Raw genomic sequence first — 25035 nt, forward strand, 5'->3', positions numbered from 1 at the left:
GATGGAAAGAAGGAAAATAGAGATTATGGACACTACACTCCGCGATGGCGAACAAACCTCAGGAGTGTCTTTTTCAATTTCAGAAAAATTAACCATTACCCAGTTGCTGCTGGAAGAATTACATGTGGACCGCGTAGAGATCGCGTCTGCAAGGGTATCTGATGGGGAGTTTAAAGCCGTAAAGTCTATTTTGAACTGGGCCGAAAATAATGGATATGCGGACCGCATCGAGGTGCTTTCTTTTGTAGACAATGGTGTCTCCATAGACTGGATGGTTAGTGCCGGGGTTAAAGTACAAAATCTGTTAACCAAAGGGTCATTAAACCACCTTACCCATCAGCTTAAGAAAACTCCTGAGCAACATTTCTCAGAAATACAGCAGGTGATTGAACTGGCTGCAGGGCATGGCATAGCTACCAATGTTTACCTGGAAGACTGGAGCAACGGTATGCGCAATTCTCCGCAGTATGTTTTGCAGTTTCTGGATTTTCTGACCACACAACCTGTAAAAAGGATTTTACTGCCGGATACGCTAGGTATTTTAACCCCGCATGAAAGCTATAAGTTTGTTAAGGAACTGACCTTAAAATATCCGGATGTACATTTTGATTTCCATGCCCATAATGATTATGATCTTGGAACTGCAAATGTACTGGAAGCGGTAAAAGCCGGAATATCTGGTTTGCATTTAACGGTAAACGGTATGGGCGAACGTGCTGGTAATGCAGCCTTAGCCAGTGCGGTAGCCGTAATGCACGATTTTGCACCAGAGGTAGAGGTACAGATTAACGAGACTGCAATTTATAAAGTAAGCAAACTGGTTGAAACCTTTTCCGGTGTAAGGATCCCCTCTAACAAACCAATTGTGGGCGATCATGTATTTACCCAAACGGCAGGCATACATGCTGATGGCGATAACAAAAACAACCTGTACTTTAACGATTTGTTACCGGAACGTTTCGGTAGAAAGCGCAGTTATGCACTTGGAAAAACATCCGGCAAAGCCAATATTGAAAAGAATTTACAGGAGCTTGGCTTAAAGCTAAACGACGCTGACCTTAAAAAAGTGACACAGCGGGTTATTGAACTTGGAGATAAAAAAGAAACCGTTACCAAGGAAGATTTGCCTTACATCATTTCTGATGTATTAGACAGTAATCTTTATGAAGAAAAGGTAGTAGTAAAGTCTTATGCGTTGATGAATGCCATGGGCTTGCGCCCTTCTGCCACTATTTTGGTATTGATAGAAGGAGAACAGTTTGAAGAACATGCGCAGGGCGATGGGCAATTTGACGCCTTTATGAATGCACTTACACACGTATATCTTAAAAAAGGCAGAGCACTTCCTAAACTTATCGATTATGCGGTTCGTATTGCACCAGGGAGTAATTCTGATGCCCTTTGCGAAACCATTATCACCTGGGAAATTGATCTTAAAATATTCATTACCAGAGGATTGGATTCTGACCAGACAGTATCTGCTATTAAGGCCACACAGAAAATGCTAAACATTATATGACAAGAACCTCATTTCGACCGAACAACGTCCTGAGATTGGCACCCTATCGTTCGAAATGATAGCCTGATTTAAATAGATTGACATAATAAACAAGTATAAACATAAACATATGAAATTAAATATAGCCCTTTTGGCAGGTGATGGAATAGGACCTGAAGTAATCGATCAGGCCGTAAAAGTATCTGATGCCATCGCTAAGAAATTCAACCATGAAATTACCTGGACAGCAGCGCTAACAGGCGCCTGTGCCATTGATGCCGTTGGAGAACCTTATCCGGATTCAACACATGATATTTGTATGGCTGCTGATGCGGTGCTATTTGGTGCAATTGGTCACCCAAAATACGATAACGATCCAAAAGCGACGGTTAGACCAGAACAAGGCCTTTTAAAAATGCGTAAAAAGCTTGGTCTTTTTGCTAACGTTCGCCCTACTTTTACCTTCCCTTCTTTGATCGATAACTCACCTTTAAAAAGAGAGCGCATCGAAGGAACTGACCTGATTATTTTAAGAGAGTTAACAGGTGGTATCTATTTCGGAGAAAGAGGTCGGTTAGATGATGGCAACACTGCTTTTGATACCTGTACTTATACCAGGGCAGAAGTTCAGCGCCTGGCCAAACTAGGATTTGAAATGGCTTTAACACGTAGCAAAAAACTATGTTGTGTAGATAAAGCTAACGTTTTAGAGACTTCAAGACTTTGGAGAGAGACTGTACAAGATATGGAGAAAGATTACCCAGAGGTAACTGTAAGTTATGAATTCGTTGATGCAGTAGCCATGCGTTTGGTGCAGTGGCCAAATTCTTATGATGTATTGATCACAGAGAACCTTTTTGGTGATATTTTGACAGATGAGGCTTCGGTAATTTCGGGCTCTATGGGCTTGATGCCATCTGCTTCTATCGGCATTCATACTTCTTTATTTGAGCCAATACACGGTTCTTACCCACAAGCAGCTGGTAAAGACATTGCTAACCCATTGGCTACTGTGCTTTCTGCAGCAATGATGTTTGAAGATGCGTTCGGATTGAAAGAAGAAGCTGAACTGATCAGATCTGTTGTCAACAAATCCCTCGCTGAAGGAATTGTAACTGAAGATCTTTCTGGTACCAGCAAAGCCTATAAAACAAGTGAAGTTGGCGATTGGCTGGCTGCGAATATATAACCGGTAATAATTTGAATTTAGATTCTAAAGCTGCATCATTGCGATTAGCTGATGTTGTAAAACACACACCCTTAATTTATAATGCCAAGCTATCTGACAAGTATAACTGCGAGGTTTACCTAAAGCGGGAAGACATGCAGGTGGTACGTTCTTATAAATTAAGGGGTGCTTATAATATGATCAGTCAGCTAACTGAAGAAGAACTAAGCAGGGGTATTGTTTGTGCAAGTGCCGGTAACCATGCGCAGGGTGTTGCTTTTTCTTGCGATAAGTTGGGTACCAAGGGTGTAATTTTTATGCCTGAAATTACGCCTCGCCAAAAGGTAATGCAGACGGAAATGTTTGGCAATGGCAATGTAGAACTGGTATTGGTAGGCGATACGTTTGATGATTGCCTTTTAGAGGCTTTAGCATATACCAAGGCCCACAATATGACCTTCATCCCTCCTTTCGATAATTATAGCATAATCGAAGGGCAAGGTACAGTAGGCGTAGAAATACTGGAAGATTTACCAAATGTTGATGTAGTGGTAATGCCAATTGGCGGTGGCGGACTTGCAGCTGGTGTTGGCAGTTACCTGAAAGGAATAAACCCAGATATAAAATTAATCGGAATTGAACCAGAAGGTGCGCCATCTATGCTAAAAGCATTTGAACATGGCGGACCGGTAACCCTTCCGGAGATTAACCGCTTTGTAGACGGTGCCTCTGTAAAACGAGTAGGAAACCTAACCTACCAGCTGTGTAAAGAAGTTTTAGATGAGATGCTGCTGGTTGCCGAAGGAAAAATCTGTACCACAATTTTGAAGCTGTATAATGAAGATGCCATCGTTGTTGAACCTGCCGGTGCTTTAGCGGTAACTGCATTGGACCAGATTGCGGATTCCATTGTGGGTAAAAAGGTGGTTTGTGTGATTAGCGGTGGCAATAATGATATAGAACGCATGCAGGAGATCAAGGAGAAATCCTTGTTATACGAAGGGCTTAAGCACTATTTTATCGTTCGTTTCCCGCAGCGACCGGGAGCTTTGAAGTTATTTGTAAACAATGTATTGGGTCCGCATGACGACATCACCCGATTCGAATTCATTAAAAAAACCAACCGGGAGAACGGCCCTGCATTGGTAGGAATAGAGTTGACCAACAGTACCGATTACGAAGCGTTGGTAGAGCGAATGAAAGCTTTTAAATTTGAAATCATCGAGCTTAATAACGACCAAACCTTATTTGAATACTTGGTATAAGTGAAATTCCATTTTGTGGCAAAAGATTTGCATTATGTGGTGTAACACACAAATAAAACACACACACAATGAAAAAGCTCCTATTTTTACTCCTTTGCACCACCACGCTGGGCCTGGTGTCGTGCAAAAAAGACACTATTATTCGCGAAACGTCTAATAGAACGATCATCCTTAACATTCAACCTAACCAATGGGTGCGAGTTGATAATGGAAGAGGCTACACAGTAGATTTAAACATTCCGGAAATTGATCAGCTAAATGTGGACATTGAAGGTATCCTTGTCTATCTGGATCATCCAGTAAACGTAAATAGTTACATTCAGTTGCCGTATGTATATTCAGGTTCTGCATATAGCTATGAGCAATTTAAAGGTGGTATAGCGATTGATATTCAACGGTCAGAATTTTCCACCCAAAATCCAAGCGCACCAACAGTGCCGATCCGTGTAAAAGTGGTGCTAATCCCGTCTGATGATGTAACCTAATTAAAATTATTCATATTCTAGAAAACGACCGATGTTCGCTTGAACGTGGTCGTTTTTTTTATGTTCTCCCCGGTTCAATTGAATTGCCCTTATCTTAACGCCGTTTCGTTCTAGCAATAATTCTTCGTAGAAGCCTTTAAAGTATACATCTAAAACCTCAAACCTCCTGCTGTTCCAGCCGTTCTTAAGTTCTACCCACTCTGGATAAAACAAGGCATATTTTCGAGTCGTGGTCAATCCCAGTTTCAAAGCTTCATCAGCCGTTATTACCACTGCATTACCCAATATTTGGGCCGTGTACATATGACTCGGATGGTTATAAATATCAGCCGGAGCGCCACGCTGCAACAACTCCCCTTTCCTTAAAATTAATAATTCATCGGCCAGAAACAGTCCGTCAGCAGGATCATGAGATACCAGGATTACCGTAATGCCAGTTTCCGCAGCTATTCTTTTAATATCCGCTCTCAACTGATTTTTAAGCAGTGCATCTACCTGACTGAAAGGTTCGTCCAATAACAACACAGCCGTATCACTAACTAGCGCCTTGGCGATGGCCACACGCTGCTGCTCACCCCCACTCAATTCTGTTATTTTTTTATCCTTTAGATGATCAATATGCAGGCGCTCCATAATTTCCATTGTTTTATCCTGTTTAGATTTTACGTTGGTGTTGGATAGCATGGATGCAATATTGTCGTAAACTTTAGCATAGATGTTTAGCGAGAAATCCTGGGTAACCATTTTCATTTCCTTGTGCCCGGGTATCAGTTGTTCATCTGGTCCGAGAATTCTTTTGCCATTGAACAGCAGCTCACCTCCATCAGCTTTGATCAAACCATAAATGCTTTTCAGCAGGGTAGATTTACCACTTCCACTTTCGCCAATGATGGCAACGATATGGCCGCGCTTAATATCAAAACTAATGTTCTTTACGCCCGACGACTGGCTACTCTGGTATTGCTTACTTAGGTTTTTAACGCTGATGATATGATCTTCCACGTTGGTAAAGATAATCGATTTTGGACAAAAAGCCTTTTTTGAATATTTTACTTAAGCAAAGGCGATTGTCATTATTTTTAGCGATTTTGTAGCAACTTCCAAATTACCAATCCTGTATGCGCAGACAATTTCTCTTTTCGTTGATGATCCTATGCCTCCTTTGTGCAGCTACTGTTTACAGTCAGGATAACAAAACCGCTGCTATTACAGTAGACCTCAGCAAAGAAATAGCACCTATGAAACCTGTATGGGCATGGTTTGGTTATGATGAACCCAATTATACCTACATGAAGGATGGTAAAAAGCTCTTAACAGAAATTGCCAATTTGAGTCCCGTTCCGGTGTATGTCCGCGCGCACAGTTTGTTGGTTAGTGGCGATGGTATTGCAGCTTTAAAATGGGGCTCTACCAATGCCTATACTGAGGATGCAGCCGGGAATCCCATTTACAACTGGAAAATTACCGATAGTATTTTTGATACTTATATCAAAAGAGGGATGAAACCCCTGGCACAAATCGGATTTATGCCTGAAGCTTTATCAACCCACCCAACGCCTTATCGGCATTACTGGAAACCTGGCGACCCTTATTCGGATATCATGACAGGATGGGCGTATCCTCCCAAAGATTATAACAAATGGCGGGAGCTGGTCTTTCAATGGGTAAAACATTGCGTAACGCGTTACGGCCAAAAAGAAGTAGAAAGCTGGTACTGGGAAGTTTGGAATGAACCCAATGGTTATTGGAAAGGCACCCAGGAAGAATTTTTTAAACTGTATGATTACGCAGCAGATGGCGTTAGGAGTGCCTTGCCTACTGCAAAAATCGGCGGATTGGATATTGCAGGTACGCGTTCTAAAAGTGCCCAGGCCTGGTTAAACAATTTCATTAAACATTGTATATCGGGTACCAATTATGCAACAGGCAAAAAAGGATCACCACTTGATGCCGTACTATTTCATGCTAAAGGATCTCCAAGGTTAATTGGCGGTGTGGTGAGGATGGATATGTCACCACAATTAAACGATATTGAAACGGGATTTAGAATTACCAGGTCCTATCCAGAGACCAAAGATTTGCCCATCATCATTGGTGAATCTGACCCTGAGGGTTGTGCTGCCTGTGGTATGAAAACCAATCCGGAAAATGCATACAGAAATGGCACCATGTACTCCAGTTATACCGCAGCAACATTTGCAAGGAAATATTTACTGGCAGACCAAACTCAGGCTAACTTTCTAGGTGCCGTATCGTGGTCGTTCGAATTTGAGAACCAACCCTGGTTTTATGGCTTTCGGGATTTAGCCACCAATGGGGTAGACAAACCTGTACTGAATGTTTTTAGAATGTTCGGGATGATGAAGGGGCAGCGCATTGCCACGCAAAGTAACCGCATGTACCCGCTGGAAGATGTCCTTAAGACGAGCATCAGAGGTGCGCAGACTGACATAGGTGCACTAGCCAGTAAGGATTCAAAATCTGCCGCAGTGATGGTTTGGAACTACCATGACGAGGACAAACCTGGCCCTGCAGAATCAGTTTCAGTGAACATTGATAACATCCCGGCTAAAAAAGCAACCTTAAAAATTTACCTAATAGATGCCAATAACAGCAATTCCTATGAAGTATGGAAGAAAATGGGATCACCGCAAAACCCAAGCACCCAACAAATTGCTTTGCTGGAGACTGCCGGCCAGTTGAAATGCATTGCGACTAAAAAAATCAGTATCCGTAAGGGCAGAACAACTATAAATTTGCAGCTTGAACGCCAGGCAGTGGCGCTGGCAAAGTTAAATTGGTAGCAATGCCTATTTTTTGACTAACCTCAATTCGTAAATCCCCGCCGTTTGAAACCCTTCTTCAGCAACGAACTTCACAATTAATTTTGATGAAGTAGTTGCAACTTTTTGTACCGGTAAGGGATAATCTACTGTATAAAATTGGTCTCCCACAGTTCCGTCCAGACTCACACCTGCCACTAGTTGTTCATTGACAAAGATTTTAAACTTACGATCCCGATCGCGACCATAATAGCTGACTCTCAAGTACCGACCTTCTGTTTTGGGATCGTTAAGTTCATAGCTAAACCATCCGCTTGCTGTTCGCCAATGGCGATCTTTGTAGATACCGGCATCGGTATGTTCACCTTTGAAAAAATGATCTGATTCAGGCTGCTGTTCACCTGGAAATACTTTATCAATGGTAATTTTTGTAAGTGCATCTGCAATTCGCTGTTCGTCGGTTAGTCTGGTTATTAAGGCAGCCAGCCCAGCCTTCGTTTGTTGTTGCCAATAAATGATATATCTTGAATCATGTATTTTATAAAATGGAATGAGTTCCAGACTTTTGAAATTATTGGGATAAATTAATTTTGCAGCACTAAACGTCATGACTTTACCAGGAACAGCGGTTACTTGACTTGCCGTTGGGGTTCCATTATCTATAAACAACGGCATATCTTGAAGTGGCATTTGCTTCCCTGAAGCGATGTGGCCCATTCTACTATCATCTGCGAATAAACCTGTCATTCCCGCTGTATCAGTTTTAGCGGCAAGCAAAATAGGTCCATGTAACACGGCTACATAGTTAGAGCCATCTGGCATTTTCTCAGTGCGCGTTTCCATCGGTAATGTTATCTCTACTTGATCCCCTTTTTTCCAGGTTCGCTTAACCGAAGCATATGATCCCGGCTTAGCGCTAACAGGGACATCCTTACCGTTCACTTTTATCTTTAATCTTCCAGCTGAAACCCAGGATGGATACCGAACATTAAGTACAAATGAAGCAGTCTTACCAGAAGTCACTTTAAAAGTGGTTCTATCTTTTTCTGGAAAATCTGTATGCTGCTCAAAAGTTAAGCCTTTTTCTTTCCAGTTGAGTTTGGATGGAATGAACAGATTGAGATAAAGATGATCGTCTTTATGTGCGTAAATCAGTTCGTTATATTTAGCATGGTTTTCTAAACCCGAACCCACGCAGCACCAAAAACTAGTCTCAGGTTTTGAATATACCCTGTAATGTCCGGGCCTCATTGGTGTAAAATATACAAAGCCACCCTGACCTGGATGTTGTGATGAAAGGATATGGTTATACAGTGTCCGCTCGTAATAATCGATATAACCTGTGGTTCCGTTTGATTCGTAAAAAAGCTTTGTCAACTTCAACATATTGTAGCTGTTGCATGTTTCCGGTCCTTCCACACTGCTAATCATTCCAGAAAAATCGTTTAGTGGATTGAAGTGTTCTCTTACACTGTTTCCGCCATTGGCTACACTTCTGCGGTTTACCACCTCATTCCAAAAGTATGATGCTGCATTTCCGTACGTAGAATCCCCATTTAAATCAGCAATTCTCTTGAAACCAATAATCTTTGGGATTTGAGTATTGGCGTGAATGCCGTTCAGTCTGTCCTCACTTTTTGCAAGCGGTTCTAGTATTTGGTGATCAGAGAATTGGTAAGCAAGCTTGAGGTACTTCTTATCCCCTGTTATTTCATAAACATCTGCAAGGACCTCATTAATTCCTCCGTGTTCCGACTTCAACATGGTCTGAATTTGCTCGTCAGTCAGTTTAGCAGTAAGCCAAAGAAACCAGTTGCTATATTTTATCAGCATATCCCTGGCCTGAAGATTATGGGTGTACAAATACGCATCCCTTAGACCTGCAAATATTTTATGTATGTTATAAAGTGGAACCCATTTTTTGTTTAGGCTGAAAGTTTCTGATTCAATATTTCCTTTAGCGATCTCATTCCACAATTGATCGCTCCCAGGAACGCCACCAATGTATCCTGTGCCTTTAGCGTCTTGACATCTTTTAAGTTCAGCGATCATATAGTTAAGCTTATCAGCAATTCTGAGATTACCTGTTGCGGCGTACATCAGTGATAAAGCTGTGAGATAATGACCACCTATATGACCATCCAATCCAGTATTCTCCCAGTTGGTGTAACTTTCCGCTTTCGCTTTGAGACCAGCTTCCCTGAGGTAAGGGGCAAGCAAGCGATCAGTATTTAATGCCAGCATATAATTCAAATCTGTCAACTCAGCCTGCTTGAAAATACCGTCGAGCAAGGTTACTTCAGTAGATTTGAACAATTGGTAAGGATATTTTTGCTGCCCTGAAGCCGAAAATGAAACTAGGACAAGCGAGAAATTGACGACCAACAGTTTTAGAAGCTTAGAACGAAAACTTATTGATTGTAAATTGGCCACTTTTATCATCATCTGGTTAGCATTTGAATATTAGAAATGGTATTCCCCTTCAAACACAGCTAAGATAAAAATATTATATTAAACGTCAGTATGACAATTAATTTTTACTCATGAGTGGCAGCACAACCAGCTTTACAACTGCATGCGCTAAAAGTGAAAGCCCAAAGGTGAAAACCAGGATCATTATTTTTTTATTTGTGCTATCAAAATAATCCAGAAACCCAGACTGGCCGGATCCGCTATACAACACTACAAGCATAAACACGAAACCTCCGGTTAGCCACAAAGTAAGGTGAGAATAGAAATAACGTTTGCGGGCAAGTTTAGCTTGCGGAAAAGAGGTAAGTAACAAACCAACATGTGTTACGAAAAAGATAAGCGCAGCTAAAATCAGTATATAGAACATATTGTTATTTTTATTCCGGTCTAATTTACAAATTGCATCCGGAAATGAACGGTGTTCCTATAAAACTTTTAGGCAATTCAAGACTTCCTATCATCAAAACAAACGACCATAGTGTGTTGAAATAAAAATGGGGTGTTTCATCCAAACCCACCCCATTTTAATAAACCAAATAATTAAACCTCTTATAGAGGCCAAAATTTTACACACTTACTATCCTCAACTAAATCGACACTAAATTCAATCGGTAAAACAAGAAACCCGATTTCTTCTAGTTTCAAAATGCTTCTGATTTGTAGTGGTACAAAGTTAATCAGCCGTTCAAATCAATTGAGAACAGTGGTTGAATTCGGAAAATTTTAAAGAAAAATGCAATTTGAACAGAACTTAGTTTTGTCTAGAGATAAATTCGACTAAGCCACCGAAGAATCTTTTTTAATAGCATCTTCAAGCTTAAACGAATTTATGAGTTGAGATAAGTCTGTTAGCCTGTATAATCGGTCTATGGATATAAATTTATCAAAATTCAATTATTGCAAGTATGTTTTCTAAAGTAGTTCAAAAATAAAGGGCTGTCCATCCGAACAGCCCTTCGTTTCATAACCAATGAAACCCTCTGCCAGTATAAAACCAGTATGGCTGGCGAAGATTTTACAAATCTACGTTGCAAGGTGATCGAAAAGCTTGTTAATGTAAGAGATGGAAAATTTCAAAGAATGAAAGTAAAACCACAGAATATTATTCCGTTAACATAACTAAATTTTCCACCACTCAAAATCCTGTTTCGGAACAGATTACACTACACAGTTAGGTGAGTATACGTGATAAGTTTAATCATGATTTAGAAACTGCAATGCTCTTGACGTAAATGGAACTTTACTATCGAAAATTGGAACATGATCTCCGCCGGATATAATCCATAATTCTGCATCAGGGATTGAACGACTGATATCAAGAGGGATCTCGATGGGAAAGAAATGATCGCGGTCGCCATGCACAACAAGCGTACGCGCCGTAATGGTTGACAAAAGTTCCTCTTGGAAATCCATATCATCGTAATCCTGATGAAACGCGTTGAATTGCACTAGCAGCTTACGAATTTGTTCATCACCACATTTTGCACATTCTCTGTACATTTCTTTCACTTCTTGCGGCATGGTATCAAAAGAAGCTCTGCGCATAATTGACCTCGCCTGTTCGGGGAAATGAGAAGTTGCACTTATTAAAACCATTGATTCTACACGGCTTGGTTGACTGGTAGCCATATGCAACAAAACCATTCCCCCAGTGCTCATCCCCATCGCCGAGAAATGATCTATTTCTAATTGGTCAAGCAGAAGGAACACGTCATTTGCTGCTCCCCGATGTGTAAACTTATCTTCGGGATTTGTAGAATAACCGTGGCCTCGCAAATCTACTATGATCAGTCTGTATCGTTCCAAAAGATCTTCTACGAAAGGGTACCAATTTTGAACGCAACCACCAAAGCCGTGCAAAAGCACTAATGGCTTTCCTTCGCCGTATTCCTCATAGTATAGCTCTATATCACCCAATACAATGGAACGTCCACGAATGGTTGTTTGTCTAGGAGCATAAGTCTTAGCCATAATTTATCTTCGAATGCACAACTTATAAATTGAATCGGTTATCCTATACAGGCATATTAAAGCCAAAGACATCCCAATAAATTTATTGCTTGAATAAGCACATAAGCTTAAGCTAACAAGGAACATCACTGATGATATGACCAAAGTCCCAAGATGGTAATCTTGTTGACCAGATTTGGGAAAATTACCTCTGAATTCTCTACCCTTCGTTTCTTGGCTCATTGTTCGAATTGGTATATCAAGATAAAAAATATTTACGCTATATTGGTATAAGTATTTTTAATCGATCAATATGAAAACTAAAGCGCTTCTTGCCTGCCTTGCCATAGTTCCATTTTTTTCTTTAACAACCTTAGCGCAATCTAAAACAGACAGCATTAAAGTGACTTATTCGAATCAGGAAAATAGCTCTGCTTCTGCGCCTGCCATTTACTTGAATGGCGCTTTGTTAGGCAGGACGTTTCCAATTGTAGATCAGTCAGAAATCAGCTCAATTATCGTTAAAAAAGATACCCCTAGTGGAGAGATATACATTACCACGAAGGAACAAAACTTTACTTTTTTAACGCCTGAGCAGATTAAAAACAAATACGTTAGAAATGCTACAAAATCGGCTTTATATTCCATCGATGGCAAAATAGTACATGATGTTAACGTGCAAGTCGAAGAGAATTACATTTTATCCATCAACGTTATTGATGCTAATGATGTTCACTTAAATATGGGTGACCAGAAACTAACAGTCATTAATATTTTGACGCGTTCAAAAGAAAATATAGCTGCATCTAAGGCCATTATGATTAAGGGAAACGCCAAGTAAAGCGCATATATGAACATTGAAGTATTTTTGAAGTCAATAGAAGAAAAGGCTTTACCCGCAAATTTGTCACCACACTTGCAAGCCTTATGGTACGATGGTTTGGGCGACTGGCAATCTGCTCATGCTATCATTGATCATCTAAATGATACTGCTTCAGCGCATGTACATGCCTATCTGCACCGGAAAGAAGGTGACATTTGGAATGCCGATTATTGGTATAAAAGGGCTGGAAAAGCCAGACCATCTGCTACGTTAGCACAAGAATGGCAACAATTGCTTGAAACCTATCTATAAACTACCTCGGAACACTTTCAGTATTTCCTATCCTTTACCAATCCTACATTATTTTCATAAAAAAAACCGCTTCATTGCTGAAACGGCCTTTCCAATCTGATTTTATTTGTGTGTGGTGTGTGTGTTCTGTTTTTATTCGTCTATTAATTAAAGTCCTAAAGTGATACCAAAAGAAAGGTTCTTTAAGCCTTTTTGGGCATTACCGGCAAACATATCATTTGCATAGTATTTTGTGAATATTCCGAGACCGCCGTAACCGATTCTAACGGTACCGCCATAACGGAAAGGCGCAAAAGTATAGTCGTCTTTAAATTTCTCTTTACCACGCTCCTCACTTATTTGCTTAACCATTCCATTTAAAAGAAATCCTACTTCCGGACCAACTACAAAGTAGAAACGTTTGCCATTGTCGCCTTCTTTAGTCCGCAACTCAAAGTTTAACGGGATATGAATATAGCTGCTGGAGAACCTGTTCTTAGAAAAATGTATGGTCTCTGTATCATAAGCGAGCTCAGGTGTGTTTGGTTTAATGGTAATGTCCTTTTTAAGACGGATTAAGGTCCAGTCTAACCCACCTGCAACATATATTTTAAAATGGTTGTTAAACCTGTAGCCCATCTGCAATAAATCATAAGATACAGTGCTGGTTTTGCTTTCTCTGTATTCCAGAAAATCATTTGTTGGTGAAAGGGTGAAACTGCCATTATCAATTAATTTAGAAAATCCAAGGTCAAACCTGGTAAAGGTAATTCCTCCAACGAAACGCCCCTTGTTGGCATTAGCCAGCTTGGTACTGTCCTTTTTTGCTTTCTCCTCGTCACCACCGATATTAAGGTTGATTTTAAAGTTTTTCTTCTTCTTGGTGGTCACCGTGGTGGTCGTTACAGTGGTAACGGTATCTTGTTGAGCGAAAGCGTTTTGAACTGAAGCACCGGCAAGTCCGCTTACCAAAAGTGCTGAAAGTATTAGATGTCTCATTGTGGTGTGGTTTGTATATTGTTTATGTCTTATTATTTATCTTTTCTATTGAATTTCAAAAACCCAATGTTTATTCCAACCAGAGATGAGTTGTCATCATCGTCTGTATTAAATTGTATAAATTTCTTTTCTCTTTTATCTACTTTGCTGACCACGATATTTACAATGTCGCCAACGTTTCTTATCCCTCTGTGTTCCGGTTGCTCTACTTCTGTTATTGTATTATTAGTCTCGGTTACATTTGCACTTGCGATCATGTTTTCATCAACTGGGGTAACGGGCTCAGTAACCTTGGCTAAGGTTGTGCTTGCTTCCACAACCTTTACATGATCAGGATGAGGATCGGCAGCAATTGGTTGCATCAAAGCAAAATCTTTTTTTACATCTGCCTCTGTAAGGCGCGGTGCAATTACCAATGGTGTGCTCTTCTCTCCAGTAGCTGATGCTTCAGTTACAGTGATTTGGTCGGCCGCCACAGCTTGTGGGGCCGTGTCTGTTGGTACCATAGTGCTGGCCATATAATCTGCTGATCCACGGAGCTGTATCTTCTCCGTCTTCGGGATGAGCAATCCAACCGTTACCGCGATAACCGCAACAGCTGCAGCCATCCAGTAAGCTGGTAAAATTGTTTTCTTCTTCGGCTCCAGTTCCTGCTTAATCTTCCCCCATAGGTTTGCAGGTGGTGTAATTTCCGCATCTTCAAAGTTATCTTTAAATAACTGGTCAAAATCCTTATCCTCCATATGTGCCATAGCTAATGCTCTCCATTTTTGTAACTTGTTCTTTTAATATTGCTCTTGCGCGCGACAATTGCGATTTACTTGCTCCTTCAGAAATACCTAATGTATCGGCAATTTCCTTATGCGAATAACCTTCAATGGCATACATATTAAAAACCATTCTGTACCCATCTGCCAGGTTTTGGATCAGCTTCATCAAATCCTGCATACCAAGCCTGCTGAAGTCAAAACCAGTGCTTGGTTGCTCATAAGCATCCTCTACCGGAACTACATTCATACTCCGCAGGTTTTTACGGTAGCTTTCTATGGCTGTGTTTACCATGATCCGCCTGATCCATCCTTCAAAGGCACCGTCCCCACGGTACTCTTTAACTTTTTGGAATACCTTAACATACCCCATTTGCAGTACATCTTCGGCCTCCATCCTATCTTTAGCGTAGCGCATGCAAACGGCCATCATCTTGGATGAAGTATGCGCATACAGCGCCTCCTGCATCTTCCGGTTGCCAGCTTTACAGCCCTCCAGTAAATCGTCTATGTTTTGCTTAATCAACTTCATTGTGTGTTTGGTATAGTGTAGATGAAGTAACTACAGGAAAGGTTGCATGGAAAATAAAAAATATTTTACTGATCGTGCTTTTTACGATAATGTTTGTACCATTTAACGGCAAACATAATTACCATAGAAAAAATAACAAGGCCAATGAGGCCATATACCCAGTCTACCGCACTTTTGAGCACCACCGTAAATACAATGGCAACCAGCAGTATGGTAGCTACTTCATTCCATAGCCTCAGCTTGAATGAGCTGTGCTTAAATTTGCCCAGCTTTAATTGTTTCATGATGTGCTGACAACTGAAATGGTAAACCAGTAATAAGATCACAAAGCCCAGTTTGACATGGAACCAGGGCGTGCTTAGCAGGTCCTGCCTAATGTACACCATGGTTGCGCCTGCCAATACCGTTAGAACCATAGCAGGCGTGGTAATGATGTTCCAAAGCTTGGCTTCAATCTTCTCGTATTCTCTCTGCAGAATGTTACGCTCCAGTTCCGGGCGGTCGTTGGCCTCTGTATGGTAAATGAAAAGCCGCACACTATAAAACAATCCCGCCATCCAGCTTACCACAAAAATGATATGAACAGAAAGGATGTAATAATAGTATTGGCCCATATTAATACTTAAATTCTTTAATTACTTCTATTGCGTACTTTACGTGATCAAATGGGATATCTGGCATAATCCCATGACCAAGGTTAAATATGAAACCTTCTGTGCCGCGCATCCGCTCAAACAACCGGTAAATTTCTTTTTTAATCACTGGCTTATCTGCATATAGGATGTGTGGGTCCAAATTGCCTTGCACGGCAATACCTTTAGGCAATGCATTCTTAATGTTTAATAGATCGGCATTCCAGTCTACCGAAATGACATCTGGCCTAGCCTCTGCCATCATTGGCGCAAATACCGAGCTTCCTTTACAGAATGAAATTACTGGAATATCTTTTCTGTTCAGATTGGCAATGATTTCCTGGATGTAGCGGTGAGAAAATTCGTTATAATCGTTCCAGGAAAGCGCAAGTGCCCAGCTATCAAATATTTGTACAGCATTCACACCGGCGGCAATTTGCAGGTTCAAATAATCTGCTGTAACCCTGGCAATTTTAGCCAATAGCTTGTGTGCAATTTCAGGATGGTTGTGGATCAATAACTTGGTAGTTTTAAAATCTTTTGAGGATCCGCCTTCTACCAAATAGCTCATCACGGTAAAAGGTGCTCCAGCGAAGCCGATAAGGGGAATACTGCCGTTTAAACGTTGCTGAATCACTTTAATTGCGTCTGCAACGTATTGCAACCTATCGAGCACGTCTACTTCTAAGGCTTCTACATCAGCTAAACTGCGCACGGGGTTTGCGAATTTCGGACCAACGCCCTGGGTAAAGCTCAGTTGTCCGCCCATGGCTTCTCCCGTTACCAGGATATCGCAAAAAAGTATTGCAGCGTCAATGCCCAACAGATCTACAGGCAACATGGTTACATCTGCAGCAATTTCTGGTGTTTTGCACATTTCCAGGAAAGAATACTTGTTCTTTATTTCCCAGTACTGTGGCATAAAACGCCCGGCTTGTCTCATCATCCATACCGGCGGACGTTCTGTAGGTTTTGAAAATGCTGCATCTAAAAATAACGTGTTCATCTAAATCTATTGTTTTATAAGCTGTTCGCTTCTTTCTCTATTTTACTAATTATGTCTTTTGCTTTTGGGGTAACGGCAAGTTCCTTAGCGCGTTTAATGTAAGCCAGGCTACGTTCTTTGTCTTTTTTACGCAAGGCGAGATTGGCCAGATGTATAATGACAAAGGCTTTGTCATTAGTTCCTCCTAAAGGAAAGCGACTCGCTATCTGGAAATGGTGTTCGGCCACATCAAACTCATTTTTTTTAAGCGCAATATTTGCACGCATAAACTCGTAGTATCCGCGGCGTTTCTTTGCCAGCCTGTCGGGATTAGGAACCTCTTCCAAAATGCGTTCGGTTTTCTCGTAATCTCCCTGTTGGTAATATTTCGATGCCAGCACGATAGAGCTGTGCTTAAAATGGCTCCATAAAACAAACGCAGCCAGCAGGCCTCCAAAGGCAGCTAATTGCGTCTGATCGTAGTAAAGGCATACCAGGGCAGCGATAACAAATATCGCCATCAGGGCATACCTGCCTTTGGCATTATACATTAATGAATATCTGTAAATTTATAACCTACGCCTCTGATGGAATGAAAGTAAACCGGGTTTTTTTGATCTGGTTCAAAGTACTTGCGGAAAGTAAGGATAAAATTATCTATCGTTCTTGTAGATGGATAAACATCGTAGTTCCAAACAGTCTCCAAAATTTGCTCGCGTGATACGGCCTCGTTCTTGCGCTCGATCAATAATTTTAACAGCATGGTTTCCTTTTTGGTTAAAGGTACAATCACCCCATCATCTTGCTTTAACTCAAAAGAGTTGAAATAAATGGTTTTATCCCCAATCTTATAAGAGTTCAATTCTTTTAGATCGTCTGCCTTCATGCTGCGTTTCACTAAAATACCTACCCTTAGGATCAGTTCTTCCAGGTTAAAAGGTTTTACTAAATAATCATCAGCACCTTTCTTTAAGCCCATCACTCTATCTTCACTGGTATTTTTAGCAGTTAAGAAAAGGATTGGAACTTCAGTATTCTCTAAACGAATGGTTTCACACACCTGAAATCCGTCCATTTCCGGAAGCATCACATCCAGGATGATCAGGTTAAAACGCTCTTCCTTAAAAACTTTTAAAGCAGTTTTACCGTCTTTAACAGCATGTACTTTGTAACCTTCTAGTTCAAGGTTTAATTTTATGGCATCCAATAAGTGGTCTTCATCTTCAACCAGTAATATTCTTAATTTCTGTGGCATAATTAACTAAATGTAATTTCAAAAATGGCACCTTGCGGTACGTTGTCTCTAACGCTGATATCAGCGTCGTGTTTTTGTAATACTTCTTTAACAATAAACAGGCCTAAACCTGTTCCCTTAGATTTCCTGACATTTTCGTCACCTACCCGATAAAATTTATCGAAAATAAGCATCTTCTCATCATCAGGAATTCCCGGACCTTTATCTGATACGGTTAAAAAAGGATGGCCATCTTTGTTATTCAATTCCACGCTTACTTCTGCACAGGGGCCGGAATATTTTACAGCATTTTCTACCAGGTTGGTCACAACAGACGACAGTGTAAACGGATCGCCAATTATCTTTACCCCCGGTTGTATTTTAGGATTAATGACTTGTTCACAACCACAGGAATGGATTTGGAGCCTATCGGTGATTTTTACCACCATCTCTGAAAAGTCGAATTCCTCTTTGGGGAAGGAATAAGAGCGGTTTTCAATCTTGGTGGCCAGCAACATGTTCTCTACCAGATCGTCCAGTCGCTCAATATCTTTCAACGAGTTGTTAAGCAAGGAGGTTTGCCTGGCTTTGTCCAGATCACGTTTAATAATGGTTTGCAGGGAAAGCTTTATAGCCGCCAAAGGCGATTTAAGTTCGTGAGTTACCGAAAGTAGAAAGTTCTGCTGCTGCTCTCTGAGCTTATCTTCTTTCTTAATGGATTTATGCAGAAAATAGGCCCCGGTACACAACAGGAATAGAAAAACAGAACCCTCTCCCATTACCATGGCCATTCTGGACGGCTGCAATTTTACTACAAGTGTGCCCCAGGAGAACAATTGCACTACGGAGTACAACAGCAAAAAGTAGAATATAACAATTGATTTCTTCAAGGTCTCGTATTTACACTATAAACTCAGATAAATATAACTATTATTTATTAGCCCTGAACACTACATCCAGACTTTCAAATATCGCTCTTTTAGCCTTTTCCAGCTCTATTTTGGTATGCGCTGCAGAAACAAAACCTACCTCGTAACCCGAAGGACCAAGGTAAATACCTCTGTTAAGCAATTCGCGGTGCATCACCTTGAATTTCTCCATGCTTGTGGGATCGATGTCTTCTGCAGTCTGAATCTTTTCCTTATTGGTAAATGCCATCCAGAATATGGATCCTACATGAAATACCTTTACTTTATAGTTCCTGGCGGTGGCAAAGCGCTGTATGCTTTCTGCAAACTCTGATGCTTTTGCATTCAGGTCTTTGTAAAAGCCTGATTTTAATAATTCTGTTAATTGTGCAATGCCCGCAGCCATCGCCACAGGGTTACCTGAAAGTGTACCAGCCTGATAAACACCACCATCTGGAGAGATATGCGCCATGATTTCTGAGGATGCCCCATACATCCCCACCGGCAAACCACCACCTATTATTTTACCATAGGTAACTATGTCAGGCTTAATGCCATAATGTCCTGCTGCACCTTCAAATCCTAACCTGAAACCGGTGATCACTTCATCAAAAATAAGCAATGCACCATTTTCCCTACAGATTTTTTCCAGGAACTGCACATAGGCAAGGTCCTGCATGAGTAAGCCATTATTTGCTGGAATTCCTTCTATGATTACTGCAGCAACCTGGTCTTTAAACTGGGCGAATGCCTGTTCGATAGCAACAGTATCGTTCAAAGGAATAACGATAGTTTCTTCCGCAAATGATTTTGGAACACCAGCCGATGAAGTTTCTCCAAAGGTAACCAGGCCTGAGCCTGCCTTTACCAATAATGAATCGGTATGTCCATGGTAACAGCCTTCAAACTTGATGATCTTATCGCGACCGGTATAACCTCTTGCTAACCTGATGGCCGACATCACTGCCTCTGTACCGGAACTGGTAAAGCGGATTTTTTCTACAAACTTATTGTTGTTGATGATCAGTTCCGCAAGCTCGTTTTCCAATGCAGTCGGAGCGCCAAAGCTCATTCCATTTTGCATTACTTCCGTAACTTTCTCGCGCACTTTAGCGTTATTGTGGCCGAGGATTAGTGGTCCCCAGCTTCCGCAAAAATCAATGAACTGGTTACCATCCGCATCCCATACATAACACCCATCGCCCTTTTGAATAAAAAGCGGCGTACCATATACTGATTTGAATGCCCGTACCGGAGAGTTTACCCCTCCCGGAAAATAGTTTTTTGCCTTTGCATACAATTCGGCAGATTTCTCGCGTGAAATATCTGGTTTACTGCCCGTGTTTACCGGCACATCACCCTCATTTCCTGAAAACATCTTTTTTAACGACTCTAACATATTACATCCAATTCTTTTCTACAATATCCCTGATGTGGTAAGTAGTTATAATACTCGCTCCGGCCCTTGCAAATGCATGCATGGTTTCCATCACAACTTTTTGTTCATCTATCCAGCCTTTTTCAGCAGCTGCCTTTACCATGGAGTACTCTCCTGATACATTATAACAAGCAATAGGTAAATCCGTTTGTTGTTTTAATCTTTGTATAATATCTAAATATGCCAAACCCGGTTTAACCATCAGTACATCTGCACCTTCGGCTTCATCCAGCATGGCTTCCCTTACCGCCTCATTTGGGTTTCTAAAGTCCATTTGATAGGCCTTTCTATCGCCCTTACTCGGGGCACAATCTGCAGCTTCCCTAAAAGGACCATAATAGGCAGAGGCAAATTTGGTGGCATGAGAAATGATCGCGGTATTGGTATAACCTGCACCGTCGAGCACACTCCGCATCGCAGCAACCCTCCCGTCCATCATATCTGATGGGGCAAGCATATCTGCACCTGCCTGAGCATGCGCCAATCCCATTTTAGCAATCACCTCAACAGTTGGGTCATTTTGAACGTAGTCGTTCTCCAGGATGCCGCAATGTCCGTGTGTGGTATAAGAACATACACAAACATCAGTAACCACATAGAGGTCATCACCAAAGTTTTTTTTCAATAAGCGAACTGCTGAAGGAACAAGTGAATGGTCGTGATATGCCGATGCTGCATCCTCACTTTTTTCATCGCCAACGCCAAACAGCATGATCTTGTTCACGCCCAGTTTTAGCCCTTTTTCTACATCGCTTAAAAGTGTGTCTTCAGAGAAGTGACTAATCCCCGGCATTGCTGCTATAGGGTGGGTTACATTTTTACCTGGTACCACAAAATAGGGATAGATAAACATATCCTTAGAAAGCCTCGTTTCTGCCACCATTTCCCTCACTAAAGGATTCTTTCTTAATCTACGCGGACGATTCACCATATCTCTAAATCTAAATACTAATACCTGAATACTATTTTAATTCTATTCCGAAAACTGCTTCGGATAATCCGATCTCATCTGGTGAATATGGAAGTGCATACTTAACCCCCATCTCGTCAAACTTCTTCCCGGTAGAATTGCCAATGGCAATCACCTGCTGACCTGGGTCTAACAGATTGTTGGCAAAATAGGCATCTACATTACTCGGAGAAGTAAAGATCAGGACATCAGCATGGGTTTGATCAATATCATCCTCAACAACAGTTTCATAGATCGGTAAATCGACAATCTTTGTATCTTCTTTCAAAGATTTCTGAATACTTAATAAAGAATCCTGGGCACGAGGGAATAATACGGTCTGACCGCCAACTAAAGCTGCAAAATCATCCGCAACTTCTTTGATGTCGCCGCTTTCACCTACGTAATCTGCAAGCTCACCGTATTTTCTTAAGGCATCTTCGCTACCGCGACCAACTACACCGTATTTAATCTTTTTGGAAAGAGATGGCTTGAGCTTGAAGAAATATTCTACCGCATTTCTGCTGCTGAAAAACACCCAGTCTATATTTTTCAGGTAAAAAGGATCAAGTATGTTAACAATAGGAAAAGTGCGGATCAAAGAACGACCTTCTATCTCTATATTGTGTTTTTCTAACGCTTTTCTGAAATAGCTATGCTCGCCAATCTCCCTTGAGATAAACACTTTGGCCGGCTTTTTTCTATCAGCAGCGAACTTAGCTACTATCTTTTCAGCTACGCCTTCCAGGGAATCTACCCTCAAGAACAGTCGGTCAGGAAAGTCTTCATCAGTTTCTGCTTTTGAAGTCCAGATTTCATACTGGCCATTCTCTTTTTTGCAATAACAGCCCAGCGGCATGTGACAACCGCCTTCAAAAAGATTGAGCACCTTACGTTCTACAGCAATCTGCTCAGCAGTATTGGGATCATGTATTTTTTGAAGGAGATTAAATAGCTCTGTGTCGTTTTCTCTTATTTGGATAGCCAAAGCTCCCTGTGCTGGCGCAGGAACAAGCTCAGTGGTATCCACTACCTCCACATGAAATTCAGAAAGATCAATATTTAAGCGATTCACACCTGCCCTGGCAATCATAATGGCATCATAATTCTCATCCCTGAGTTTGCCAATCCTTGTGGGTACATTCCCTCTCAAATCCTCGATGTTCAGATCAGGACGCAAGGCAAGCAATTGTGCTTTACGTCTGTTGGAGGAAGTTCCAACCATAGCGCCATTTTTTAACGAAAGTCTTTTGGTGACGTCTACGCAGTCTTTCAGGATTAATAATAATTCTGATGGATCTTCTCTTTCTGTAACCGCAGCAATTGTTAAGCCGGCCGGGTGTACAGTAGGTAAATCTTTATGGGAATGGACGGCGATGTCAATAGTGGCACCTAATAGCTCTTCTTCCAGTTCTTTGGTAAAAAAGCCCTTGCCTTCCAGTTTATCAAGCCTAAGGTTTAAAATCTTATCCCCCTGGGTTTTGATAATTTTCAAATCGGCTTCTACGCCTATTTCTGCAAGTTTATCTTTAATGAAATTGGCTTGCCATAAAGCCAGGTCGCTGCCTCTTGTACCAATAGTAAGTCTTTTCACGCTAATGCTAATTTTTCCGCAAATTTAGCTATTCTTTACCAATATCTCCTTTGCCATAACCATTGGAACACTAATACATTTTTTCTCCATGTAATTCATTACACGTTCCAGTATTAGTCTTGAATTTTCATCCATTCCATTGATCTCATCGGCAAAAATAGCATTGATAGCAGTATGCTTAATTTCCTTGATCTTTTGAGGTACGCCGCTCATGGCGATCTCGATTTTGCGCTGGCGAAGAACCAGTTCAAAATCTTTGATGTTTTCCTCGATAATGTGCTCCGCATTCACCAGCTCATCGTAACGTTCCTGGATATTTTTACGGGCAATTTCTTTTAAAGATTCTACCTCTATGTAATGTACAGGGAACTTGGTCAATATAGAAGGAGCGGTATCATTTGGTATCGCCAAATCCACTATCACTTTTTTACCAGTATCACCTTTTAACAGTTTGGTATATATTTCTTCTGTAATGATAGGCTCCGTAGCGCCTGTACAGGTAATGATTACATCGAAGCCTTCGCTATAATTTTCCAGTGCTGTAAGCGGATAAGCAGTACCGTTTAATTCTTTGGCAAGATGCTCAGCGCTTTCCAGCGTTCTGTTGAATATAGAGAAGTTGGAGTATTTATGCTTTTTAAGGTATTGTGCGATGTTCCTGTTGGTTTCACCGGCGCCGATAATCAGGAGCCTTGAGTTTGCGCACATTTTAAGATCGCGGAGCTTGCGATAAGCAAGGGATACAATTGATACCGGGTTTTTTGAAATATTGGTATGGGTATAAACCTCTTTAGCCGTCTTAACAACGCGGTTCATAATCATACGCATGTAGTCTCCGGTAAATCCCGCAACCCTGCAAGCTTCATAAGCCCTGCGCAGCTGCGCAAGGATTTCCTTCTCGCCAACCACCAAACTTTCCAGCGAACAGGAAGTACGCAGCAAGTGGTTAAAGGCTTCTACCTGCTCATAAACGGAAACATTTTCAATAAACTGATCCATGTATTGTTCTGGTAAACCCATGTTCAATACGGTAAGGAAATGCCTGATGAAATCTTTGTTGATCTCGCTGCTACATGTGAAAACAAATTCTACCCTGTTGCAGGTTCCTACATAGAATATTTCTTTAACACCAAGTTCAGCCTGGATATTACGCAGCCTGTCGTCGAGTGTCTGCTCACAAATAACAAGCTTCCCTAAAGACTTTAGGTCGATATGTTTATGTGTGAAAGCAATGATCTTTAAATATTCCAAATTTGTTGCTCTGTTTATTTTAGCGTAACAAAAGTAACAACCCGCCCTTGTTCCACTGTCATTAGGCTGTAATTAAGAACTATTTAGAAAGAGTTTAAATAATGGCATTATGCCGTTTCTTCAACCTTGTCAATTTAAACAACATCGCCAATTTATTTGTTAACTTGGTAACCAACATCATTAAAAAGTATGATACAAAAAGAGGAATTTTCATTACCTGGGGCAGACGGGAAGGTAATTTATGGCGACTATTCGTTTTCTAACACAGAGTCTACCATGCCGACAGTTGTGTTCGTTCATGGCTTTAAGGGCTTCAAAGACTGGGGCGCGCATCACTTAATGGCTGATTTTTTTGCTGAAAACGGATTTCGTTATCTAAAATTCAATTTGTCGCATAGTGGCGTTACTCCAGAGAAGCCGAATGATGTAACGGATATGGACACCTTTGCTGCAAATACAGTAAGCAAGGAACTGTTCGACTTAAACGCGGTAATTGACTACACAGAAAATACTTTTCCTTCTTCTCCGATATTTCTAATCGGACACAGCAGAGGTGGCGGATTAGTGATTGTTAAGGCGGCACATGATAAGCGTATTAGGAAGTTGGTAACCTGGTCGTCCATTGCCGACTTCAGCAGTCTCTGGAAAAAAGAACAGGAAGAGGAATGGATAGAAACCGGAAAAATCTATGTAGAGAATGCGCGGACTAAAGAAAAGATGCCACTCAACAGTACATTATTAACCGATGTAAGAGAACATGCCAAGAAATTCAACATCCTGCATGCGGCGAGAAAAATTGATATCCCCTGGCTGATTCTGCATGGCGATAGTGATGTTAATGTCGACTTTACCGTTGCCCAGCAATTAGCTCAGCAACAGGTTAAAGCGGAGATCCAGATGATTAAAGGAGCGAACCACGTTTACGGTGCATCTCATCCTTACACAGCTCCCGAGATGCCGGAACATTTACAGCTGGTTGCGGACAAAACCATGAACTTCTTTAAAGCCTAA

The 25035-nt window shown here is 41.2% G+C and carries 24 protein-coding genes; 8 read left to right on the forward strand and 16 right to left on the reverse strand.

The annotated features are described in order from the left end of the window. Position 1 precedes the first annotated feature (1 nt). The 4 genes from ACXZ1K_RS18440 (at position 2) to ACXZ1K_RS18455 (ending at position 4416) form a co-directional block, all read left to right on the forward strand. Complete coding sequence (locus ACXZ1K_RS18440; RefSeq protein ID WP_458971155.1) at positions 2 to 1519, forward strand: alpha-isopropylmalate synthase regulatory domain-containing protein; 1518 nt, start codon at positions 2 to 4, stop codon at positions 1517 to 1519. 109 nt (positions 1520 to 1628) lie between these two features. Continuing rightward, positions 1629 to 2687, forward strand: a complete 1059-nt coding sequence (gene leuB / locus ACXZ1K_RS18445; RefSeq protein WP_458971156.1) for a 3-isopropylmalate dehydrogenase — start codon at positions 1629 to 1631, stop codon at positions 2685 to 2687. After that, positions 2684 to 3931: a threonine ammonia-lyase IlvA gene (ilvA, locus tag ACXZ1K_RS18450; protein WP_458973264.1), complete on the forward strand. Its 1248-nt coding sequence runs from the start codon at positions 2684 to 2686 to the stop codon at positions 3929 to 3931. The genes leuB and ilvA overlap by 4 nt, the downstream gene beginning before the upstream one ends. Positions 3932 to 3999: 68 nt before the next feature. After that, positions 4000 to 4416 carry a hypothetical protein gene (locus ACXZ1K_RS18455; RefSeq protein ID WP_458971157.1) on the forward strand — a complete coding sequence of 139 codons (417 nt, stop codon included), beginning with the start codon at positions 4000 to 4002 and terminating at the stop codon, positions 4414 to 4416. Positions 4417 to 4422: 6 nt separating this feature from the next. Here the strand turns inward: ACXZ1K_RS18455 and ACXZ1K_RS18460 are convergent, their stop codons facing one another. Beyond that, entirely contained in the window at positions 4423 to 5418 is a 996-nt protein-coding gene (locus tag ACXZ1K_RS18460) for an ABC transporter ATP-binding protein (RefSeq protein WP_458971158.1), read from the reverse strand. 116 nt (positions 5419 to 5534) lie between these two features. Between ACXZ1K_RS18460 and ACXZ1K_RS18465 the strand changes: the two genes are divergently transcribed. After that, positions 5535 to 7220: a GH39 family glycosyl hydrolase gene (locus tag ACXZ1K_RS18465; RefSeq protein ID WP_458971159.1), complete on the forward strand. Its 1686-nt coding sequence runs from the start codon at positions 5535 to 5537 to the stop codon at positions 7218 to 7220. Positions 7221 to 7226: 6 nt separating this feature from the next. Here the strand turns inward: ACXZ1K_RS18465 and ACXZ1K_RS18470 are convergent, their stop codons facing one another. From ACXZ1K_RS18470 to ACXZ1K_RS18480, 3 genes are all read right to left on the reverse strand, one after another. Next, entirely contained in the window at positions 7227 to 9644 is a 2418-nt protein-coding gene (locus tag ACXZ1K_RS18470; protein WP_458971160.1) for a beta-L-arabinofuranosidase domain-containing protein, read from the reverse strand. A gap of 85 nt (positions 9645 to 9729) precedes the next feature. Then, positions 9730 to 10038, reverse strand: coding sequence for a hypothetical protein (locus tag ACXZ1K_RS18475; protein WP_458971161.1), 309 nt, complete (start codon positions 10036 to 10038; stop codon positions 9730 to 9732). Between the two features lie 827 nt (positions 10039 to 10865). After that, positions 10866 to 11642 (reverse strand): alpha/beta fold hydrolase, encoded by a 777-nt coding sequence (locus ACXZ1K_RS18480; RefSeq protein ID WP_458971162.1) that lies wholly within the window; start codon positions 11640 to 11642, stop codon positions 10866 to 10868. A gap of 292 nt (positions 11643 to 11934) precedes the next feature. Here ACXZ1K_RS18480 and ACXZ1K_RS18485 point away from each other — a divergent pair, with 292 nt between their 5' ends. Together ACXZ1K_RS18485 and ACXZ1K_RS18490 are read left to right on the forward strand one after the other, a co-directional pair. Further along, positions 11935 to 12462 carry a hypothetical protein gene (locus tag ACXZ1K_RS18485; protein ID WP_458971163.1) on the forward strand — a complete coding sequence of 176 codons (528 nt, stop codon included), beginning with the start codon at positions 11935 to 11937 and terminating at the stop codon, positions 12460 to 12462. 9 nt (positions 12463 to 12471) lie between these two features. Then, the gene (locus ACXZ1K_RS18490) at positions 12472 to 12756 is read left to right on the forward strand and encodes a hypothetical protein (RefSeq protein ID WP_458971164.1); all 285 of its coding nucleotides are present in this window, start codon (positions 12472 to 12474) and stop codon (positions 12754 to 12756) included. Positions 12757 to 12903: 147 nt separating this feature from the next. Here the strand turns inward: ACXZ1K_RS18490 and ACXZ1K_RS18495 are convergent, their stop codons facing one another. The 12 genes from ACXZ1K_RS18495 to hemA all read right to left on the reverse strand — a co-directional run bounded on the left by ACXZ1K_RS18495 (position 12904) and on the right by hemA (position 24024). Then, positions 12904 to 13734 (reverse strand): outer membrane beta-barrel protein, encoded by an 831-nt coding sequence (locus ACXZ1K_RS18495; RefSeq protein ID WP_458971165.1) that lies wholly within the window; start codon positions 13732 to 13734, stop codon positions 12904 to 12906. A 32-nt stretch (positions 13735 to 13766) separates the two neighbouring features. Further along, complete coding sequence (locus tag ACXZ1K_RS18500; protein ID WP_458971166.1) at positions 13767 to 14477, reverse strand: hypothetical protein; 711 nt, start codon at positions 14475 to 14477, stop codon at positions 13767 to 13769. After that, positions 14467 to 15033: an RNA polymerase sigma factor gene (locus tag ACXZ1K_RS18505; protein ID WP_458971167.1), complete on the reverse strand. Its 567-nt coding sequence runs from the start codon at positions 15031 to 15033 to the stop codon at positions 14467 to 14469. Before ACXZ1K_RS18505 ends, ACXZ1K_RS18500 begins: the two co-directional genes overlap by 11 nt. A gap of 65 nt (positions 15034 to 15098) precedes the next feature. Continuing rightward, positions 15099 to 15647, reverse strand: a complete 549-nt coding sequence (gene hemJ / locus ACXZ1K_RS18510) for a protoporphyrinogen oxidase HemJ (protein ID WP_458971168.1) — start codon at positions 15645 to 15647, stop codon at positions 15099 to 15101. A gap of 1 nt (position 15648) precedes the next feature. Continuing rightward, positions 15649 to 16671 carry a uroporphyrinogen decarboxylase gene (gene hemE / locus ACXZ1K_RS18515; protein WP_458971169.1) on the reverse strand — a complete coding sequence of 341 codons (1023 nt, stop codon included), beginning with the start codon at positions 16669 to 16671 and terminating at the stop codon, positions 15649 to 15651. Between the two features lie 14 nt (positions 16672 to 16685). After that, positions 16686 to 17201, reverse strand: a complete 516-nt coding sequence (locus tag ACXZ1K_RS18520; RefSeq protein WP_458971170.1) for a hypothetical protein — start codon at positions 17199 to 17201, stop codon at positions 16686 to 16688. Then, the gene (locus ACXZ1K_RS18525) at positions 17201 to 17905 is read right to left on the reverse strand and encodes a response regulator transcription factor (RefSeq protein ID WP_108203296.1); all 705 of its coding nucleotides are present in this window, start codon (positions 17903 to 17905) and stop codon (positions 17201 to 17203) included. Before ACXZ1K_RS18525 ends, ACXZ1K_RS18520 begins: the two co-directional genes overlap by 1 nt. Before the next feature lie 2 nt (positions 17906 to 17907). Further along, complete coding sequence (locus ACXZ1K_RS18530; protein ID WP_458971171.1) at positions 17908 to 18774, reverse strand: sensor histidine kinase; 867 nt, start codon at positions 18772 to 18774, stop codon at positions 17908 to 17910. Between the two features lie 40 nt (positions 18775 to 18814). Beyond that, positions 18815 to 20170: a glutamate-1-semialdehyde 2,1-aminomutase gene (gene hemL / locus ACXZ1K_RS18535; protein WP_458971172.1), complete on the reverse strand. Its 1356-nt coding sequence runs from the start codon at positions 20168 to 20170 to the stop codon at positions 18815 to 18817. 22 nt (positions 20171 to 20192) lie between these two features. Next, positions 20193 to 21161 (reverse strand): porphobilinogen synthase, encoded by a 969-nt coding sequence (gene hemB, locus ACXZ1K_RS18540; RefSeq protein ID WP_458971173.1) that lies wholly within the window; start codon positions 21159 to 21161, stop codon positions 20193 to 20195. 31 nt (positions 21162 to 21192) lie between these two features. Next, the gene (gene hemC, locus ACXZ1K_RS18545) at positions 21193 to 22773 is read right to left on the reverse strand and encodes a hydroxymethylbilane synthase (RefSeq protein WP_458971174.1); all 1581 of its coding nucleotides are present in this window, start codon (positions 22771 to 22773) and stop codon (positions 21193 to 21195) included. 24 nt (positions 22774 to 22797) lie between these two features. Continuing rightward, positions 22798 to 24024, reverse strand: coding sequence for a glutamyl-tRNA reductase (hemA, locus tag ACXZ1K_RS18550; RefSeq protein ID WP_458971175.1), 1227 nt, complete (start codon positions 24022 to 24024; stop codon positions 22798 to 22800). A gap of 189 nt (positions 24025 to 24213) precedes the next feature. Here hemA and ACXZ1K_RS18555 point away from each other — a divergent pair, with 189 nt between their 5' ends. Beyond that, positions 24214 to 25035, forward strand: coding sequence for an alpha/beta hydrolase (locus ACXZ1K_RS18555; protein WP_458971176.1), 822 nt, complete (start codon positions 24214 to 24216; stop codon positions 25033 to 25035).

The sequence above is a fragment of the Pedobacter jaeyakensis genome (genome assembly GCF_054461315.1).

Bases quoted from the DNA above. Each gene is read 5' to 3' on its own strand.
- ACXZ1K_RS18440 (WP_458971155.1), top strand. From the start codon at position 2: ATGGAAAGAAGGAAAATAGAGATTATGGACACTACACTCCGCGATGGC.
- ACXZ1K_RS18485 (WP_458971163.1), top strand. From the start codon at position 11,935: ATGAAAACTAAAGCGCTTCTTGCCTGCCTTGCCATAGTTCCATTTTTT.
- ACXZ1K_RS18470 (WP_458971160.1), bottom strand. From the start codon at position 9,644: ATGATGATAAAAGTGGCCAATTTACAATCAATAAGTTTTCGTTCTAAG.
- ACXZ1K_RS18505 (WP_458971167.1), bottom strand. From the start codon at position 15,033: ATGAAGTTGATTAAGCAAAACATAGACGATTTACTGGAGGGCTGTAAA.
- ACXZ1K_RS18520 (WP_458971170.1), bottom strand. From the start codon at position 17,201: ATGTATAATGCCAAAGGCAGGTATGCCCTGATGGCGATATTTGTTATC.
- ACXZ1K_RS18480 (WP_458971162.1), bottom strand. From the start codon at position 11,642: ATGGCTAAGACTTATGCTCCTAGACAAACAACCATTCGTGGACGTTCC.
- hemJ (WP_458971168.1), bottom strand. From the start codon at position 15,647: ATGGGCCAATACTATTATTACATCCTTTCTGTTCATATCATTTTTGTG.
- ACXZ1K_RS18465 (WP_458971159.1), top strand. From the start codon at position 5,535: ATGCGCAGACAATTTCTCTTTTCGTTGATGATCCTATGCCTCCTTTGT.
- ACXZ1K_RS18500 (WP_458971166.1), bottom strand. From the start codon at position 14,477: ATGGAGGATAAGGATTTTGACCAGTTATTTAAAGATAACTTTGAAGAT.
- hemE (WP_458971169.1), bottom strand. From the start codon at position 16,671: ATGAACACGTTATTTTTAGATGCAGCATTTTCAAAACCTACAGAACGT.
- ACXZ1K_RS18525 (WP_108203296.1), bottom strand. From the start codon at position 17,905: ATGCCACAGAAATTAAGAATATTACTGGTTGAAGATGAAGACCACTTA.
- hemL (WP_458971172.1), bottom strand. From the start codon at position 20,170: ATGTTTTCAGGAAATGAGGGTGATGTGCCGGTAAACACGGGCAGTAAA.
- ACXZ1K_RS18490 (WP_458971164.1), top strand. From the start codon at position 12,472: ATGAACATTGAAGTATTTTTGAAGTCAATAGAAGAAAAGGCTTTACCC.
- hemB (WP_458971173.1), bottom strand. From the start codon at position 21,161: ATGGTGAATCGTCCGCGTAGATTAAGAAAGAATCCTTTAGTGAGGGAA.
- ACXZ1K_RS18495 (WP_458971165.1), bottom strand. From the start codon at position 13,734: ATGAGACATCTAATACTTTCAGCACTTTTGGTAAGCGGACTTGCCGGT.
- leuB (WP_458971156.1), top strand. From the start codon at position 1,629: ATGAAATTAAATATAGCCCTTTTGGCAGGTGATGGAATAGGACCTGAA.
- ACXZ1K_RS18455 (WP_458971157.1), top strand. From the start codon at position 4,000: ATGAAAAAGCTCCTATTTTTACTCCTTTGCACCACCACGCTGGGCCTG.
- ACXZ1K_RS18475 (WP_458971161.1), bottom strand. From the start codon at position 10,038: ATGTTCTATATACTGATTTTAGCTGCGCTTATCTTTTTCGTAACACAT.
- ACXZ1K_RS18555 (WP_458971176.1), top strand. From the start codon at position 24,214: ATGATACAAAAAGAGGAATTTTCATTACCTGGGGCAGACGGGAAGGTA.